The sequence below is a fragment of the Thermocatellispora tengchongensis genome (genome assembly GCF_014202315.1).
GTDB lineage: Bacteria > Actinomycetota > Actinomycetes > Streptosporangiales > Streptosporangiaceae > Thermocatellispora > Thermocatellispora tengchongensis.
Window position 1 is genome coordinate 149,333 of sequence record NZ_JACHGN010000003.1, and the last position, 16,263, is coordinate 165,595.

The window sequence follows — 16,263 nt, forward strand, 5'->3', positions numbered from 1 at the left end:
ATGTCGGCCTGCCCGTGTGTTCTCGCACGGCCGCGCTGTGCTGTGGGCTGCTGACCCACCTGACCCACCCACCACTCCCTGCTGGGGCCCCTCGGGCCCGCCTTGCACGCACGCGGCGTACCCCCGCAGCCCCGGCATGCGCGGACTGTGCGTGCGCGCCTACACCCACGGCCGCATGCGCGCTGGGGTGGCGGTGGTCCGCATGCGCGGAGGGCGGGAGGCCTCTGCTCGCCCACCACGGGCCCGGTCCTGGCCGGTGAAACGGGCCTGCGTTAACCCGCGCGTAACAAGCCCGTAACGCCATTGACGGACATCAGATATCTGATCTATTTTCCCTTCTCAGTGATCCATGACACGGGAGGGCCCTCATGAGATTCGGTGGGCGTTCGTTCCGTCGTGCCGCGGCGCTGCTCGCGGCGGGCGTGCTGGTGGCGGGCTGCGGCGGTGGGGCCGGTGGTGACGCCTCGACAGCCGAGGGTGGCAAGACGGTGAGCCTGTGGCACTACTACGGCCCGCCGGACAGTGCGACCGGGGCGGCACTGGTGCGGCTCGTGGAGCGGTACGAGAAGGAGCACCCTGGCGTCGACATCCAGCCCCGGCACATCCCGTTCGGCGACTTCACCCGCACCCTGCTGCAGTCCGCGGCGGGTGGCGATCTTCCCGACATCGCCCTGATCAACGCCTTCCACACCGAGGCGATGGTGGAGGCGGGCGTCATCCAGGAACTGGACGACCGGGTCGCGGCCTGGGGCAAGAAGGACGGCTTCTTCCCGGCGAGCTGGCGGACGACCCAGGTGGGCGGCAAGACGTACGGGCTGCCCCACCTCGCCGACGCGTACGCCGTCTACTACAACACCAAGATGCTCGACAAGGCCGGCGTCGAGCCGCCGCGGACGTGGGACGAGATGGCCGAGGCCGCGAAGAAGCTGGCGACCGGCGGGCGGCAGGGGCTGGCGGTGAGCGGCATCGAGGGCGACGAGGGGGCCACCGGTCTGATCATCCGGATCCTCGCGGCCGGGGGCGACGTGGCCGACGTGGACTCGCCCGAGGCGAACGAGGCGCTGACGCAGTTCAAGGAGATGGTGGACGACGGCGCCATGTCCAAGGGCATGCTCGGCTGGAACGAGGAGGACGTCAAGAACCAGTTCGCCAACGAGCAGACCGCGATGATGATCAACTCGGCCACGTACGTCAGCACGCTGCGCACCGAGAAGCCCGACCTGGAGTGGAAGGTGGCGCTGCTGCCCGAGGACGAGCAGCGGCTGACCCTGCTCGGGGCCGAGAACCTGACCATCACGGCCGGTAGCCGCGATCCCGACGCCGCCTGGGACGTGATGACGTGGATGCAGCGTCCCGAGGTCCTGGCCGAGTACCTTCCCGACCGCAACAAGCTGCCGGCCCGCCTCGACGTCCCGGCCGGGCAGGACGAGACGCGGGCGGTCTTCCAGGAGCAGCTCAAGTCGGCCTGGGTGCCCGAGGGCAAGCTGGCCGGCGCCGCGGGAGAGGTGTTCACCCACATCCAGGGAGCGTTGCAGGCCGCGGTCAGCGGCTCGGCGAGTGTGGCCGACGCCTTGACGCAGGCCCAGCAGAAGATCGACAAGGCGCTGGCCGGCTAGCGTGCCGAACCAGGAGAAGGCGGTGACGCTGCTGCTCGGCAAGCGCCGCGCCGTGGTCGCGGGGGTGAGCCCGCGGCCGCGGCGGCGGGTGCCGCTCTCGGCGTACCTGTTCGTGCTGCCCGCGGTGCTCTTCGTCGCGGCGACCGTGCTGTACCCGCTGGCGTACAACATCGACCTCAGCTTCCGCGATGTGGGCCTGCGGGAGATCGTGGCCGGCGGCGGCGATTTCGTCGGGCTGCGGAACTACGCCGCCGAGCTGGGCCGGCCGGAGTTCCGCCACGCGCTCGCCGTCTCGCTGATCTACACCGTGCTCAGCGTCGGGCTGGCCTTCGGCTGCGGCCTGGCCATGGCGGTCTTCCTCAACCGCCGCTTCCCCGGCCGCAACCTCATGCGCTCGGCCCTGCTGGTGGCGTGGGTGCTGCCCACCGTCGTCAGCGCCAACATCTGGCGCTGGATGCTCGACGGCACCTACGGGCTGGTCAACACGGCCCTCGGCGGGCTCGGCCTGATCGACCGCGGCGTGTTCTGGCTGGTCGAACCGGTGACGGCGCTGGCGGCGGTGATCCTGGCCACGGTGTGGACGATGGCGCCGTTCGCGATGATCCTGCTGCTGGCCGGCCTGCAGAACATCCCGGCCACCCTGTACGAGGCCGCGCGCATCGACGGCGCGGGCGCGCTGCGCCGTTTCACGAGCATCACGATGCCGATGCTGCGCCCGGTGAACATGACGGTCCTGCTGTTGCTGTTCGTCACCACGTTCAAGACCTTCGACACGATCTACCTGATGACCCGTGGCGGGCCCGGTGACGCGACCACCATCCTGCCCATCCACGCCTACCTGGAGGCGTTCCAGTTCTTCAGGTTCGGCACGGGAGCCGCCGCGACCACCGTCATGCTGCTCATCCCGCTGCTGCTGAGCGTGTTCTACTTCCGCGCGCTGAGGAAGGAGGACCTGGCATGACCTCCCGCCGCGCCTGGCTGAGCACCGCGATCGGCACGCTGCTGGCCGCGCTGTACGTCGTCCCCGTGTACTGGATGGTGGCGACGTCGCTGAAGCGTCCCGGCGACATCTTCGCCAGCCCGCCGGACCTGGTGCCCTCACCGGTGTCGTTCGCCGCGTACGCCGACAGCGTTCTGACCCACGCCGGAGTGCTGCGCGGGCTGGCCAACAGCACCGTGATCGGGCTGGCCACGACCGTGCTCACGCTGGCGCTGGCCATGCCGGCGGCGTACGGGCTGGCGCGCTTCCGGCTGCGGTTCGTCAACGGCTTCCTGCTGCTGTTCCTCGTGGTACAGATGATTCCGGCGATCAACGTCGCGCTGCCCATGTTCGTCATCCTCAGCCACCTGGACCTCGTGAACACCTACACCGGGCTGGTGCTCGCCAACTGCTCGCTGGCCCTGCCCCTCGCCGTGACCGTGCTGCGGCCCTACTTCCTGGCGGTGCCCGGCGAGGTGGTCGAGGCCGCTCGCGTGGACGGCTGCAACCAGTGGTCGGCCTTCGTACGCATCGCGCTGCCGGTGACGGTGCCGGGCATCGTCACGGTGGCCGTGGTGAGCTTCCTCGGCGCCTGGGGGGAGTTCGTCTTCGCGCTCGCCCTGACCACCAAGGACGAGATGCAGCCGATCAGCGTCGTCCTCGCCGGGCTGACCAACGCGTTCGGCACCCGCTGGAACGACGTCATGGCGGTCTCCGCCGTGGTCGCGCTGCCCATCTTCCTGGCGTTCCTGTTCCTGCAGCGCTTCGTCGTCGGAGGCTTGACCGCCGGCGCGAGCAAGAGTTGATTCCCGATCGAGAAGGGCTACTTGATGCACCGTGTTCCCGAAGGCGCCGACCTGGAGATCTGGGCGGCCGTCACCACGCCGTTCGGCCCGGACGGCGAGCTCCGCCTGGACGCCGTCGGCGACCAGGCGGCGCACCTGCTCGCGGCGGGGGTGAACGGTGCCTTCGTCGGCGGCACGACAGGGGAGTTCCCCGCGCTGTCCACGGCCGAGCGGCTGGAACTCGCCGCCGCCTGGGCCGAGCGCCGGCCCGCGGCGCTCGGTCTCGGCGTCCACGTCGGGCACACGGTTCTCAGCGAGGCGCGTACGCTGGCGCGGCAGGCGGCCGGCCTGGGCGCCGACATGATCGCCGCGGTGGCGCCGTACTACGGCTCCGCCGCGCGGGTGGAGGCGGTCGTGGATCATCTGGCCCGGATCGCGGAGGAGGCGCCGGGCGTGCCCTTCTGCTACTACCACATACCGGGTATGACGGGCCTGGACCTGCCGGCCTCCGCGGTGGTGACCGAGGCCGTCAAGCGGATCCCGACGTTCTCGGCGGTCAAGTTCACCGACGACGACCTGCTGGAGTTCGCCCGGACGAGGGAGGCCGCCCCCGGCGTGCGCGTCTACTTCGGCAAGGACGAGCTTCTCCCGGCGGCCCAGGCCATGGGCGCCCGTGCGGTCATCGGCAGCCTGTACAACTTTCTCGCCCCGCTGGCGCGGCGTGTCTTCCAGGCCGCGGCGGAGGGGCGCCTGGAGGAGGCGGCGCGGCTGCACCGGCCCTTCCGGGAGGTGGCCGAGACCGCCGGGCGGCATGGCGGCCTGGCGGTGGTGAAGGAGCTGGCGGGCCGGTTCGGCCCGTATGCCGGACGATGCCGCTCGCCCTGGGACACTTTGGGTACCGAAGGGCTGGCGGCGGTCGATCGCCTCATCCGCGATCTGGGCCCGATCGTGGCGGGGCGGGAAGAGGAGACGCGGTGAGCAAGTCACCGATCTACCGGCAGGCGCAGGCGCGGCTGAAGGAGTACATCCAAACCCACCGGATGCGTCCGGGTGACCGGCTGCCGCCGGAGGCCGCGCTCGCCGAGGAACTGGGCGTCAGCAGGCTGTCGCTGCGCGAGGCGACCAGGAGCCTGCAGACGCTGGGGGTCATCGAGGCACGGCACGGCAACGGGCTGTTCGTCTCCTCCTTCTCCTTCCGGCCGATCATCGAGCAGCTTCCGTACGGTCTGGCCGACACCGGCGCGCGATTCGGCGAGATCCTGGTGGCCCGCGAAGCCATGGAGGTCGGTCTGATGGCGTTCGCGGCCAAGCTGTCCAGCGGTCCCGAACTGGCCGAGTGCGAGCGGCTGGCCGAGCTGATGGGGGAGCGGGAGGCCGCCGGGCTGCCCTGCCCGGACCTGGACAAGGAGTTCCACCTCCAGCTCTACCGCGGGCTGGGCAACACGCTGGTCGATCAGGTGATCGAGACCTTCTGGGAGCTGTTCGCCCGGCTCGGCCCCAACGCCGTGGCGCCGGGCGAGCGGCGTCTCGCCCCCGTCCATCTGGCGATCGTCCGCGCGCTGCGCAAGGGCGACGCCGAGCTCGCGGCGGCCGAGATGCGCGCCCACTTCGACGACGTACGGGCGCGCACCGCGGCCATCGAGGAGACCGCGCCCTCCGCCGGTGACGACGGAAACCGGGGCGGCGGTGGACGTACATGACCGAGCCGCTGATCCTGCGCGCCGACGGCACCGCCCTCGTGCTCGACCCCGATGGGCCCGGCCTGCCCCGCGTCCTGCACTGGGGTCCGGCGCTCGGCCCGCTCGACGGGGTGACGACCGAGGCGCTGGCCGCCGCCTGGCGGCCCGCCCGGCTGGGCTCCTCCCCGCCGCTGCCGCCGGTGCTGTCGCTGCTGCCGGGCGAGCACGAGGGCTGGCAGGGCCGGCCCGGCGTCGCCGGGCACCGCGACGGCCGGATGCCGCACCTGCGGCTCCTCAGGACGGGCGGGATCGAGACGGACCCCGCGGCGGGAAGCGTGCTGATCCGCGCCGAGGACGCCGAGGCGGGCGTCGCGACGGTGACCGAGCTGCGCCTGGAGCCGCAAGGCGTGGTGCGGCTGCGGCACACCCTGACCAACCTCGGCGAGGAGCCGTGGACGGCGGTCGCCCCGCTGACGCTGCTGCCGGTGCCCGACCACGCCGGTGAGCTGATGGACTGGACGGGACGCTGGGGCCGCGAGCGCCATCCCCAGCGCTCGCCGTTCCACCAGGGCATCCGCTCCCTGGAGTCGCGCCGGGGCCGCACCGGGCACGGCGCCACCGGCCTGCTGGTCGCGGGCACGCCCGGTTTCGGATTCCGGCACGGGGAGGTGTGGGCGGTCCACCTCGCCTGGAGCGGCAACCACCAGCACTACGCCGAACGGCTCGCCGAGGGCTGGTCGGTGATCGGCGCCGGCGAACTGCTCGCGCCCGGTGAGGTGCGGCTGGCCCCGGGCGAGAGCTACGAGTCTCCGTGGGCCTTCTTCGTCTACTCCGAGCACGGCCTGGACGGCGCGAGCGCCCGGCTGCACCGCTGGCTGCGCGCCCGTCCCGGCCACCCCCGCTCACCCCGCCCGGTGGTGCTCAACACCTGGGAGGCCGTCTACTTCGACCAGCGGCCCGACCATCTGCTCTCGCTGGCCGAGCGGGCCGCGCACATCGGGGTGGAGCGGTTCGTCCTGGACGACGGCTGGTTCCGGGGCCGCCGCGACGACTCCGCCGGTCTGGGCGACTGGTACGTCGCCGAGGACGTGTGGCCCAAGGGCCTGCACCCGCTGGCCGACCGCGTACGCGAACTGGGCATGCAGTTCGGGCTCTGGGTCGAGCCCGAGATGGTGAACCTCGACTCCGACCTGGCCCGCGCACACCCCGAATGGCTGCTCGCCGCCCCCGGCCGGACCCCGCGTGAGTGGCGGCGCCAGCACACGCTCGACCTGGCCGTCCCCGAGGCCTTCGCCCACATCCTCGACCGGTTGGACGCGCTGGTCACCGAGTACCGCATCGACTACCTGAAGTGGGATCACAACCGCGACCTGCTGGAGGCGGTCCACGACGGCGGCGCGGGGGTCCGCGAGCAGACACTGGCGGTATACCGCCTGCTCGACCGGCTCCGCGAACGGCATCCGCGCCTGGAGATCGAGTCGTGCTCCTCCGGCGGCGCGCGCATCGATCTGGGGATACTCGCCCGCTCCGACCGGGTGTGGGCCTCCGACACCAACGACCCGCTGGACCGCCAGGACATCCAACGGTGGCTTTCGGTCCTGGTGCCGCCCGAGCTCATCGGCTCGCATGTCGGGCCGCCGGTCGCGCACGTCACCGGTCGCGCCGCCGGCCTTCCGTTCCGGGCGGCCACCGCGCTGTTCTGCCACGCGGGCCTGGAATGGGACCTCACCACCTGCGACCCCGCCGAACTCGACTACCTGCGCCTGTGGCTCGCCGAGTACAAGCGGCTGCGCCCGCTGCTGCACACCGGGGAGGTCGTCAGAATCGATCCCGGGCACCGGCCGGAACTCCTGGTGCACGGGGTGGTCGCGGCCGACCGCTCCCACGCCCTGTTCGCCGGCGTCACCACCGCCACGTCCCCGTACGTCGCCCCGCCGCGGCTGCGCCTGGCCGGGCTCGACGAGCACGCCGTCTACGACGTCACCCCCCTGACCCGCCTGACCGCCCCCGACCGCCGCTTCCGGCAGCCCTCCTGGGCGGACGGCGGCACCACGCTGCCCGGAGCGCTGCTGATGCGCGCGGGGCTCGCCGCGCCGCTGCTGAACCCCTCCCAGGCGATGCTCGTCGAACTGCGCGCCCGCTGAGCGGCCCGCACGCCTCCCCTTCACCACGCACCACCATGTAAGGAGCCGTCATGACCCATGCCTCGATTCCCCCGATGTCGAGGAGAAGGCTGCTGGGATACGCCGGCGCCGGAGCCACCGGCGCGTACCTTCTCGGCGCGGTGCCCGCCCCCGCGCACGCCGACACCGGCCAGGCGGAGACGGCACGGACGGGCACCGCCCTCCAGGTGGCCAGCGCCGCCGCCGTCGCCGGGCAGCACGTGCCCGCCAAGCACACGGCGCTGCGCACCGACGGGTACGCCGAGCCGGGCGACGGAGGCGGCGCGCTTTACCGGCGGCTGCCCGCCGCGCCCGCCACGCCGGACCGGTGGCATCTGAAGTCGGCCGACGGCGCCTGGTGGGAGATCGCCGACGACGTGGTGTCGGTGCGGGCGCTGGGCGCCAAGGGCGACTACGACGAGGAGAGCGGCACCGGCTCCGATGACACCGAGGCGCTGCTCGCGGCCGCCCGACTGAACCGGGTCATCTACGTGCCGGGCACCGACAAGACCTACCGGTGCACCCAGCAGATCACCCTGCTGAACGACGGAACGACCTGGTACGGCGACGGCTACCGTTCGAAGATCACCCTGTTCTCCGTCGCGAGCGGGGCCGGCGCCCTGATCGGCATCCGGGGCGACGCGCCCACCACGGCCGACGGCCCGCCGGCGCGCACGGTTCGCGGCGTACGGGTCTCGGGACTGCACCTGGACACTCGCGACAGCAAGAACAACAACGGCCTCGGCGGCTCCTTCCTGGCCGATGTCCAGGTCGACGACATGTACTTCTCCCGCATCGGCCGCAAGGCGCTGACGTTCCAGTACCACTGCCGCAACGTGCGATGCCGGGACATCACGATCTACAGCACGGCGACGGAGCCCGGCTCGACGTTCTCGGCGATCAGCGTGGAGGGCCAGACGGCGGGAGTGGACCTCAGCTACTACCCCGGCGGCGTCAAGAGCACCGCCGACCTGCAGGGCGCCGACATGGCCGATATCCGCTTCACCCGGGTGCACTGCGCCGCCACCGGCTATAACGGCATCGTGGTGTCCAACGCGTACCGGGTCTCCTTCGACGACATCGACTTCGGTGACACCTCCGGGGCCGGCTCCTTCGTGATCTTCACCCGGCTGGTGCGCGACAGCCATGTGCGCGGCATTCGCGGCGGCGACACCCGGCGTCGCATGATCTTCTTCGACGCCAACGTGCGGAACTGCTCGGTGCGCGACTTCCACTTCGGCGCCACGCTGGGGACCGGCGGTGACGGCCGGGCCATTCACTGCGCCGGGCCGTCGAACCTGTTCGCCGACGGCTCGTTCGCGCACCGCAACGCCGCGACGCAGGAGGCCGTCCTCGTCACCGGCGCCGCCGTCACCCTGCGCGGGCTGGAGGTGCGCGAGTGCGCGTCCGCGTTCGTGCTCAACGGCCCGCCGGCGGCCGAGGGACTGACCCTCACCGACTCGCGCTTCACCACCGCGGGCGCTGCGGCCTTCCGGGTGAAGGGCCCCAGGACCGTCATCCGCGACAACCGGTTCGACGTGGCCGGCGCGCCCTTCGCCGGACGCTTCGAAGGGCCGGACAACCAGTGCGTCGGCAACACCGTGGCCGGCACCGGTGACCGGCGCCTGATCGTCACCGCAGGCGCTTCCGCGCTGATCGCCCTGAACACCTTCGGCCAGGGCTCGAAGATCAGCTTCGAGGGCGGCACGCTGTACGCCGGTGCCTGCTTCGGCAACACCGGCCTGGACGGCATCGCGCCCAACCACCTGCCCATGGGCGGCGGAGCGCTGCACGTGGACGGCTCCGGCCGGCTGCGCGTCAAGACCGGCCCGTTCACCTCCGATACCGACGGGGTCGTGGTCGGCAGCCAGACCTGACCACCCCGCTCACCTGCCCCGCCGCGGACGGCTCCGCGGCGGGGCGCCGGCAGCGCGCCCCGCAGAAGAAGGGCTCCTTCGCGTCATCGCTTGAGGCCGCGGCTGGTGTCCAGGGCGAGGAGGGTGAGCCAGGCCCAGCCGATGGTGACGGCGGTGCGCTGGAAGAGGCCGCCCAGGGCGACCAGGTCGGGGTGCTGCTGGAAACCCATGGTGGACAGGACGAACGTGGTCACGAAGGCCGCGGCGGCGAGCACCGAGAAGACGGCCCAGGCGGGGCGGCGGTGGGCGGCGAAGCGGACGGCGAGGACCACGGGGGCGGCGGCGATGGCGGCGAAGCCGGGGACGGAGAACGCGTCGTGCAGGAAGGCCGGGACGCCGCTGTAGTGCACCAAGAGGCCGGGGGTGCCCGGCGGGTAGCCGCTGACGGGGTCGGTGGTGAAGACGCCGGCGCCGAGCAGGCTGATCGCCCAGATTCCGATCAGGAGTGGGCCCCAGACGGAGCCGCGGGCCGGGCCGGGGGCGGTGCGGAGGGCGCGGCGCAGGCCGATGGCCAGGGCCAGCGTGAGCACGCCGGCGACGAGGAAGTTGGCGGTCTGCACCCAGCCGTGCTCGCCCAGGGCCAGCGAGCTGACGGGGTGGCGCAGGGGGTCGTAGTGGGGGCGGATGGCGCCGGCGACGAGGAATGTGGCCACGAAGAGCGGGCCGGCCACGGCGCCGGCGATGAGCAGGCGTCTGGTCCCGTTCGGGTGGTTGCGAGGGGCGGCCGGGGGAGTGGTCGCGAGCAGAGTCCGAGTCATGGCGTCAACCTAGATTGACGCTCGGCCATGTGTCAACCCTAGTTGACGCCTGCCTGTCGCGCTGTGGCCTGCCATGTGGTGAGGTTCAGCCTGACGTACTGGGACTGGGCCTCCGGAGGGCTCCTGTCGGCGACCTCCAGCAGGTGCACCAGCCCGCCCTCGGAGTCGGTGACGCAAATGGACCTGCCTTTGGGCCGCCGCTCGGCCTTCCCTGTGCCGGGGTATTGCGGGTTGGTGATGTACCGCTGCGCAAGGCCATGGTTTATGGGGCCATGACCATGGTCTCGGCGTATTTCCTGGCCCGTACGGGACGGTCGGTGAGGTCGATCCCTTGACCGGCGGCCACGACGATGCCCTTTTCCCGGTATATCGGAGCGGGCTGTGAGGATCTGCCGGAAGGCGGTGAATCCGCAGGCCGGGTCACGAGGGCGTCGCCGGGGGGGCGGGGGTTTCGATCGGTCAGATGGGTGACGATGGTCCTGGTCAGGACCGTGACGACGGCGCCGGCCGTCGCGCCGGCGATGGTTTTGCCCCACCCGGGGTCGCGCCGCGGGCGCCGCCGCCGGGTCTGGTGAAAACGGGGTCCATGTCAGAGCCGTACGCCATGCCGCCCTTTCTGTCAGGGAATACCGCGGCGTGCATCGCATGATATGGCGGGAATCGAAATTGGCGACGGCGACTCCGCGGTCGCGTCGGAGTCAATTCGAAGCGGCCTCCATTTGAGGTGAGCGGTACCACCCCGTGCCGGAAGCATCGTGGACGGTGTGCCAGGGAATGCCGTCCGGCGCGCTCGCGGCACGGCCATGCGGCCGGCCTCCCGTTTGCGGGCCGGTCGCGGCACCCGCCGGGTCGGCTGTGCGCCGCCTCGGTGGAACCGGTGCCTGGGCCGGTTCCGCTTGTTCGGCTCAGGAGCTGATATATATCGGTGGCCGATATATAGTGAGGGCGTGACCGCACGAGGGATCACCGAGCCCGCCTTCCTGGTCCTCACCGCGCTGGCGGACGAGGCCAGGCACGGCTACGGCATCGTCGGCGAGGTCGAGCGGCTCTCCGGCGGCCGGATACGCATGCCGGTCGGCACCCTGTACGGCGTGCTCGACCGGCTCAGTGGCGACGGGCTGGTCGAGCTGGACCGCGAGGAGGTCCAGCAGGGGCGGCTGCGCCGCTACTACCGGCTGACCGAGGCGGGAGCCGGGGCGCTCGACGCGGAGGCCGCGCGGCTGGCCGCGAACGTACGGGCGGCGCGGGAGCGGCTGCGGGCGCGCGGCCTGGCGCGCCACCGGCCCGCCTGGGAAGGCGGAGGACCGGCATGAGCACGGGGAGGCGGAGGGCCGGTGTGAGCGCCGGGAGGCGGTGGACCGGCGTGAGTGCCGGGGGGCGGAGGGCCTGTGTGAGTGCCGTGCCGAGGGGTGGTGAGCCCGTCGTGGGGGCGGCCCGTACGGGGTGCGCTCCCGCCCGCCGAGGGCGTCGTGTGGGTGGACCAATGGGAGTGAAGGGCAGTCGATGAGCAGTCTTCTTGAGGATCGCTACCGGTTCCTGCTGCGCATGCTGCCGCGGTCGTACCGGGCCGGCGGGCGCGAGGAGGAGATGCTCGCGACCTACATGGAGGGGGCGGGCGAGTCCGAGGAGGCGCTGCTCGGCCGGCCGCGCTGGGCGGAGGCGCGGGCCATCGCCGCCCTCGCCGTACGTGTGCGGCTCGGCGGTGCGGGCGCCACCGCGCGCTCCCTGGCGAGCGGGCGCGTGGTGCGGTGGATCGCCCTGCTCGGCGTGGCGGGCAACGCCGTCACGACCGGCCACGAGTTCCTGGCCGGCCTCGCCCGGGGGGCGGACCTCGCCCCGCTCGACGCGCTGATCCCGCTGGGCTGGGCGGCGGCCTTCTGCCTGCTGGCCGGCGGCCGGCCGCGCGCGGCGCGGATCGTCGTGCTGCCCGTCCTGCTCGCGCAGGTGGCGGTGATGTCCGCCTGGCAGGACGCCGGGGCGGCGCTGAGCAGTGTGCCGTCGGCCGCGTTCACCGTGGCGTGGCTGCTCATGACGGCCGTGCCCGCGCTGGCCCTGGTGGCGGGCTACCACCGCGACGCGCCGCCGCCCTCGCGCCGCTGGCTCGCGCTCCTGCCCGCCGGGCTCGCCTTCGCCGCCGCCTGGACGCTGCTGCCGGGCTGGCACCCCGCCGACGAGGCGTACGCGGTCGCGCTGGTCGGCGCGGCGGCCTACCTGCACGCGGGCGCGCTGCGGCGGCGTGCCGCGCCCGACGGGGCCGCCTCGCTCGCGCTCGCCGCGCTGGGGCTGCCGGTCCTGCTCGCCAGTGCCGCGTCCGTGGACGGCCGGCTCGCCGCCCAGGGCGACGGCCCCTACGCTCCGTACGCGGCGGCGATCGCGGTCGGCGTGACCGTGCTGCTGGCCGTGGCCGTGGCGGCGCTGCTGGTGACCGGCGTACGGTTCCTCGCCCGGCTCCCGGCCGCCGGCCCGGCCAGCCCCGCTCCCGCCTGACGCCGCCGGGGACGGCCCCCCGTCACCAGAGGCCCGGCGGGAGCCATGGCGGCCGGTCGCCGCGGCCGCCCTGATCCTCTCGGCCCTGATTCTCTCGGCCCCGGTCCCGTCGGTCCTGGTCCCGTCGGTCCTGGTCCCGTCGGTCCTGGTCCCATCGGTCCTGGTCCCAGCGGTTTCGGTCTCGGTGGCCGGGCCGGTCCCAGGGCGGCCAGAGCCCGTCGAAGAGGTTGCGCTCGAAGCGGCGGCGGCCCCGGGCCTCCGAGCGGTCGTCGTCGCCCCGTTCCCCGCGCTCGCGGTCCTCGGCGTCCTCCAGGCCGGGCGTGTGGCCGCCGCCGAAGCGGCCCATGTCGGGGCCGTGGAAGCCGCGCGGCTCGGTGTCGCGCAGCGCCCGCGACATCGACTCCACCCAGATCGGGCCCGGCAGCGTCGCGCCCTGCACCGAGCCGTAGTACCGGCCGCCGATCTCCACCCCGCGCAGCGGGTACTTGTACGACCCGCGGATGTCGCCCACGCTCACCGCCGCCGCCAGGTCGGGGGTGTAGCCGGCGAACCAGGCCGAGGTGTAGCCGTTGTTGGTGCCGGTCTTGCCCGCGGCGGGCCTGCCGATGTCCTGGCCGCGCATGGTGCCCTCGGTGAAGACGCCCTGGAGCACGTGGTTGACCGCGTCGGCGACCTCGGGCTCGATGGCCTGCCGGCAGCTCGGCGGGATCGGGGTGCGGCGGCCGTCGCGCTCGATGATCTCCAGGACCGCGATCGGGCGGCAGTACCTGCCCCGCGCGGCGAAGGAGGCGAAGGAGGCGGCGACCGTGAGCGGGTCCATCTCGTTGACGCCGAGGGTGAAGGTGGGCACCTCGCGCAGCGGCTTGCCGTCGGCGCGGGCGATGCCGAGCTTGCGCGCCGTGCGCACCACGTCGCACAGGCCCACCTTCTGCTCCAGCATCATGAAGAAGATGTTCACCGACTTCCAGGTGCCGGTGGAGATGCTGTGCGGCCCGCCCTCGCCCTCGCCGCCGGCGTTGTGGATGGTGGTGCCGGGCGAGTTCACCCCGCGCCCGGCGCAGTCGCGGTAGCCGGAGGCCGGCGAGAAGGCGCCCGGGGTGTCGAAGCCCTGGTCGAACCGCCAGCCCTCGCCCAGCGCCGTGGCCAGGGTGTACACCTTGAACGTCGAGCCCGCCTGCAGGCCGAGCCCGCCGCCGTGCTTGACGTCCACCGGCAGGTTGTAGGTGGTGCGCGGCCCCTTCTTGGCGCCGCCCTTGTTGCTGCCGTACTTCTTGCTCGCCGCCAGGGCCAGGATGCGGCCGGTGCCCGGCTCCACCATCGCCTCGGCCGCCACCTGGTCGTCCTTCGGGTGCACCCACTCGGAGATGGCCCGTTCCGCGGCCCGCTGCGCGCGCCGGTCCAGGGTCGTGCGCAGCACCAGCCCGCCCTGGTTCAGGCGGCGCTCGCGCTCGGCCCGGGTGTGCCCGAAAGCGGGGTTGGACAGCAGCTCAAGCTGGACGTACCTGCAGAAGAACGGCGACTCGCTCTCGTAGCAGCCGCCCGGCTCGGGCCGCAGCCGGATGCCCAAAGGCTCCCGTTTGGCCGCCGCGGCCTGGGCCGGCGTGATCGCCTTGACCTCGGCCATCCGGTCGAGCACCAGGTCGCGCCGCTGCTTGAGCCGGGCGCGCCGGGCCTCGCCGAGGGCGGGGTCGGTGGCGTTCGGCGTGCGGATCGCGCCCGCCAGCGTCGCCGCCTGCGGCAGCGTGAGCCGGTCGGCGGTGGTGGAGAAGAACCGCCGGGCCGCGGCCTCGACCCCGAACGCCCCGGCGCCGAAGTAGTTGATGTTGAGGTAGCGCTCCAGGATCTCGTCCTTGGTGTACTTCTTCTCCAGGGCGAGCGCCAGGCGCAGCTCGGTGATCTTGCGTTGCAGGTTCGGCGCCCGCGCCCGGTCGCGCTCGGCCTGCGTCTCGGCGCTCTGCACCAGCAGGTTCTTCACGAGCTGCTGGGTCAGCGACGAGCCGCCCTGCTTGATGTTCCCGGCGCGGGCGTTGGCGATCAGCGCCCGGATCGTGCCGCGGACGTCCATGCCGGCGTGCTCGTAGAAGCGGGCGTCCTCGATGGCCACGATCGCCTTGCGCATCACCGGGGCCACCTTGGCCAGCGGGACGGCCGTCCGGTTCTCGTAGTAGAACTGGGCGAACTGGCGGCCGTCGCGGTCCAGCAGCCGGGTGCGCAGGGGGAGCGGCTCCTCGTGAGGCGGGGCCGGGAGGTCGGTGAACGTGCGCGCCACGCCCTTGACGACCAGCCCGGCCCCGCCGACCGCGGGCAGCAGTATCGCCGCCGCGATCACCCCGCCGAGCGCGCCCGCCAGGCCGAGCCCGGCCAGGGCGCGCCGCCGTCCTCGCGCATCGACGGTGTCATGCCGGGTACCGCGGGATCTCACGAGAGAGAAGGTGCGACCGGACGATCAGCACCAAACCCCCGTCCGCCCGTTCTTTACCTGCCGCGCCCGACCTTTACCCGGCGTATCCGGGCATATCTCGGCATTCGGTACGGTGCGCCGCCGGAGATCAGGACTCGGGCGCCACCGCCCGCATCTCGCGGCTGATCTTCAGCCCCAGGGAGGCGAACTGCTCGAAGGGCCGGTGGTAGCCCCGCTCGATGTGGTGCACGCCGCGCAGCGTGGAGGTGCCCTCGGCTGCCGCGGCGGCGAGGACGGCCGAGAAGCCGGCGCGGATGTCGGGCAGGGTCACGTCGGCGCCGCGCAGCTTGGACACGCCGCGCACGACGGCGGAGTGCTTGGCGTTGGTGTCGTGGTACCGGCACGCGGGCCCGCCCAGGCACACGTCGAACACCTCGATCTCGCAGCCCATCTTCTGCAGCGCGGGCACGTACACCAGGCGGTTCTCGAAGACGGTCTCGTGCAGCACCGACATGCCCTGGCTCTGGGTGAACAGCACCATCAGCGGGGTCTGCCAGTCGGTCATGAACCCCGGGTGGGTGTCGGTCTGCACCGCGGCCTGCCGCAGCCCCGCGGGGGCGGAGGCCGACAGCCAGTCGTCGGTGATGTCCACCTGGGCGCCCATGCGGGCCAGGGTGGTGATCGCGGTCACCAGGCGGTCCTGCGGGCAGCCGTGCACCCGCACCTGGCCGCCGGTGATCAGGCCGGCGACGAGGTAGGAGAACGCCTCGATGCGGTCGCCGACCAGCCAGGTGGAGGCCCCGCGCAGCGACTCCACGCCCTCGATCACGATCCGCCGGTCGGGGCTCAGCTCGATGCGCGCGCCCATGCGCTGCAGGAACAGCGCCAGCTCGACGACCTCGGGCTCGGTGGCCGCGCCCTTGAGCACGGTCTTGCCCTCGGCCAGCACCGCGGTCATCAGCACCGTCTCGGTGGCGCCCACGCTGGGGTAGGGCAGCTCGATCCGGGTGCCGTGCAGGCGCTTGGCCTTGGCGGTGATGCCGGTGTCGCCGACCTCGACCTCGGCGCCCATCGCGCGCAGCGCGTCCACGTGGAAGTTCACCGGGCGGCGCCCGATCGGGTCGCCCCCGACCAGCGGCACGTACGCCTCGCCCGCGAGGTGCAGCAGCGGGCCGAGCATGAGGATCGGAATCCGGTTCAGCCCGGTGAACGCCTCGGGCACCCGGGGCTGGATCACCGGTCCCCGCGCCACCGTGATCTCCCGCTGGGTGATCTCCACGTCGATGCCGAGCGCGCGCAGCATCGCCGCGGTGATCTCGACCTCGCCCACCTCGGGCGCGTTCTGGATCGTGCTCTCCCCCGTGCCGAGCATGGCCGCGACCATGTGCTTGGACACGCCGTTCTTGGACCCCCGAACCTCCACGTCTCCGCGCAACGGACCCGAGGGCTCGATCAACCAGACCTCTTCTTCTTTCACGGT

Annotated in this window: 12 protein-coding genes; 9 read left to right on the forward strand and 3 right to left on the reverse strand. The window is 72.7% G+C overall.

Annotated features, from left to right (window positions below; translation table 11 throughout):
- Window positions 1-368 precede the first annotated feature (368 nt).
- Genes HNP84_RS07050 through HNP84_RS07080 form a run of 7 tightly spaced genes read left to right on the forward strand, consistent with a single transcriptional unit; the run spans window position 369 to window position 9,098 of the window.
- A complete protein-coding gene (locus HNP84_RS07050) occupies window positions 369-1,616 on the forward strand; it encodes an ABC transporter substrate-binding protein (protein WP_185048580.1) in 1,248 nt (415 codons plus the stop codon).
- 1 nt (window position 1,617) lies between these two features.
- On the forward strand, window positions 1,618-2,577 hold the full coding sequence (locus HNP84_RS55880; protein WP_185048581.1) for a carbohydrate ABC transporter permease: 960 nt from the start codon (window positions 1,618-1,620) through the stop codon (window positions 2,575-2,577).
- Window positions 2,574-3,401, forward strand: coding sequence for a carbohydrate ABC transporter permease (locus HNP84_RS07060; RefSeq protein WP_185048582.1), 828 nt, complete (start codon window positions 2,574-2,576; stop codon window positions 3,399-3,401). The genes HNP84_RS55880 and HNP84_RS07060 overlap by 4 nt, the downstream gene beginning before the upstream one ends.
- A gap of 24 nt (window positions 3,402-3,425) precedes the next feature.
- Window positions 3,426-4,358, forward strand: coding sequence for a dihydrodipicolinate synthase family protein (locus HNP84_RS07065; RefSeq protein ID WP_185048583.1), 933 nt, complete (start codon window positions 3,426-3,428; stop codon window positions 4,356-4,358).
- The gene (locus tag HNP84_RS07070) at window positions 4,355-5,080 is read left to right on the forward strand and encodes a FadR/GntR family transcriptional regulator (RefSeq protein WP_185048584.1); all 726 of its coding nucleotides are present in this window, start codon (window positions 4,355-4,357) and stop codon (window positions 5,078-5,080) included. Before HNP84_RS07065 ends, HNP84_RS07070 begins: the two co-directional genes overlap by 4 nt.
- The gene (locus HNP84_RS07075) at window positions 5,077-7,203 is read left to right on the forward strand and encodes an alpha-galactosidase (RefSeq protein WP_185048585.1); all 2,127 of its coding nucleotides are present in this window, start codon (window positions 5,077-5,079) and stop codon (window positions 7,201-7,203) included. The genes HNP84_RS07070 and HNP84_RS07075 overlap by 4 nt, the downstream gene beginning before the upstream one ends.
- A 50-nt stretch (window positions 7,204-7,253) precedes the next feature.
- Window positions 7,254-9,098 (forward strand): hypothetical protein, encoded by a 1,845-nt coding sequence (locus tag HNP84_RS07080; protein ID WP_185048586.1) that lies wholly within the window; start codon window positions 7,254-7,256, stop codon window positions 9,096-9,098.
- A gap of 83 nt (window positions 9,099-9,181) precedes the next feature.
- Here the strand turns inward: HNP84_RS07080 and HNP84_RS07085 are convergent, their stop codons facing one another.
- Entirely contained in the window at window positions 9,182-9,895 is a 714-nt protein-coding gene (locus tag HNP84_RS07085; protein ID WP_185048587.1) for a DUF998 domain-containing protein, read from the reverse strand.
- Between the two features lie 947 nt (window positions 9,896-10,842).
- Here HNP84_RS07085 and HNP84_RS52645 point away from each other — a divergent pair.
- Entirely contained in the window at window positions 10,843-11,208 is a 366-nt protein-coding gene (locus tag HNP84_RS52645) for a PadR family transcriptional regulator (protein ID WP_312924045.1), read from the forward strand.
- A gap of 190 nt (window positions 11,209-11,398) precedes the next feature.
- Window positions 11,399-12,382: a hypothetical protein gene (locus HNP84_RS07095; RefSeq protein WP_185048588.1), complete on the forward strand. Its 984-nt coding sequence runs from the start codon at window positions 11,399-11,401 to the stop codon at window positions 12,380-12,382.
- A 22-nt stretch (window positions 12,383-12,404) separates the two neighbouring features.
- Here the strand turns inward: HNP84_RS07095 and HNP84_RS07100 are convergent, their stop codons facing one another.
- Window positions 12,405-14,804, reverse strand: a complete 2,400-nt coding sequence (locus HNP84_RS07100; protein ID WP_312924047.1) for a transglycosylase domain-containing protein — start codon at window positions 14,802-14,804, stop codon at window positions 12,405-12,407.
- Between the two features lie 127 nt (window positions 14,805-14,931).
- Complete coding sequence (gene murA / locus HNP84_RS07105) at window positions 14,932-16,260, reverse strand: UDP-N-acetylglucosamine 1-carboxyvinyltransferase (protein WP_185048589.1); 1,329 nt, start codon at window positions 16,258-16,260, stop codon at window positions 14,932-14,934.
- Between the last annotated feature and the right edge of the window lie 3 nt (window positions 16,261-16,263).

Bases quoted from the DNA above. Each gene is read 5' to 3' on its own strand.
- HNP84_RS07050 (WP_185048580.1), top strand. From the start codon at position 369: ATGAGATTCGGTGGGCGTTCGTTCCGTCGTGCCGCGGCGCTGCTCGCG.
- HNP84_RS07060 (WP_185048582.1), top strand. From the start codon at position 2,574: ATGACCTCCCGCCGCGCCTGGCTGAGCACCGCGATCGGCACGCTGCTG.
- HNP84_RS07065 (WP_185048583.1), top strand. From the start codon at position 3,426: ATGCACCGTGTTCCCGAAGGCGCCGACCTGGAGATCTGGGCGGCCGTC.
- HNP84_RS07075 (WP_185048585.1), top strand. From the start codon at position 5,077: ATGACCGAGCCGCTGATCCTGCGCGCCGACGGCACCGCCCTCGTGCTC.
- HNP84_RS07080 (WP_185048586.1), top strand. From the start codon at position 7,254: ATGACCCATGCCTCGATTCCCCCGATGTCGAGGAGAAGGCTGCTGGGA.
- HNP84_RS07085 (WP_185048587.1), bottom strand. From the start codon at position 9,895: ATGACTCGGACTCTGCTCGCGACCACTCCCCCGGCCGCCCCTCGCAAC.
- HNP84_RS07095 (WP_185048588.1), top strand. From the start codon at position 11,399: ATGAGCAGTCTTCTTGAGGATCGCTACCGGTTCCTGCTGCGCATGCTG.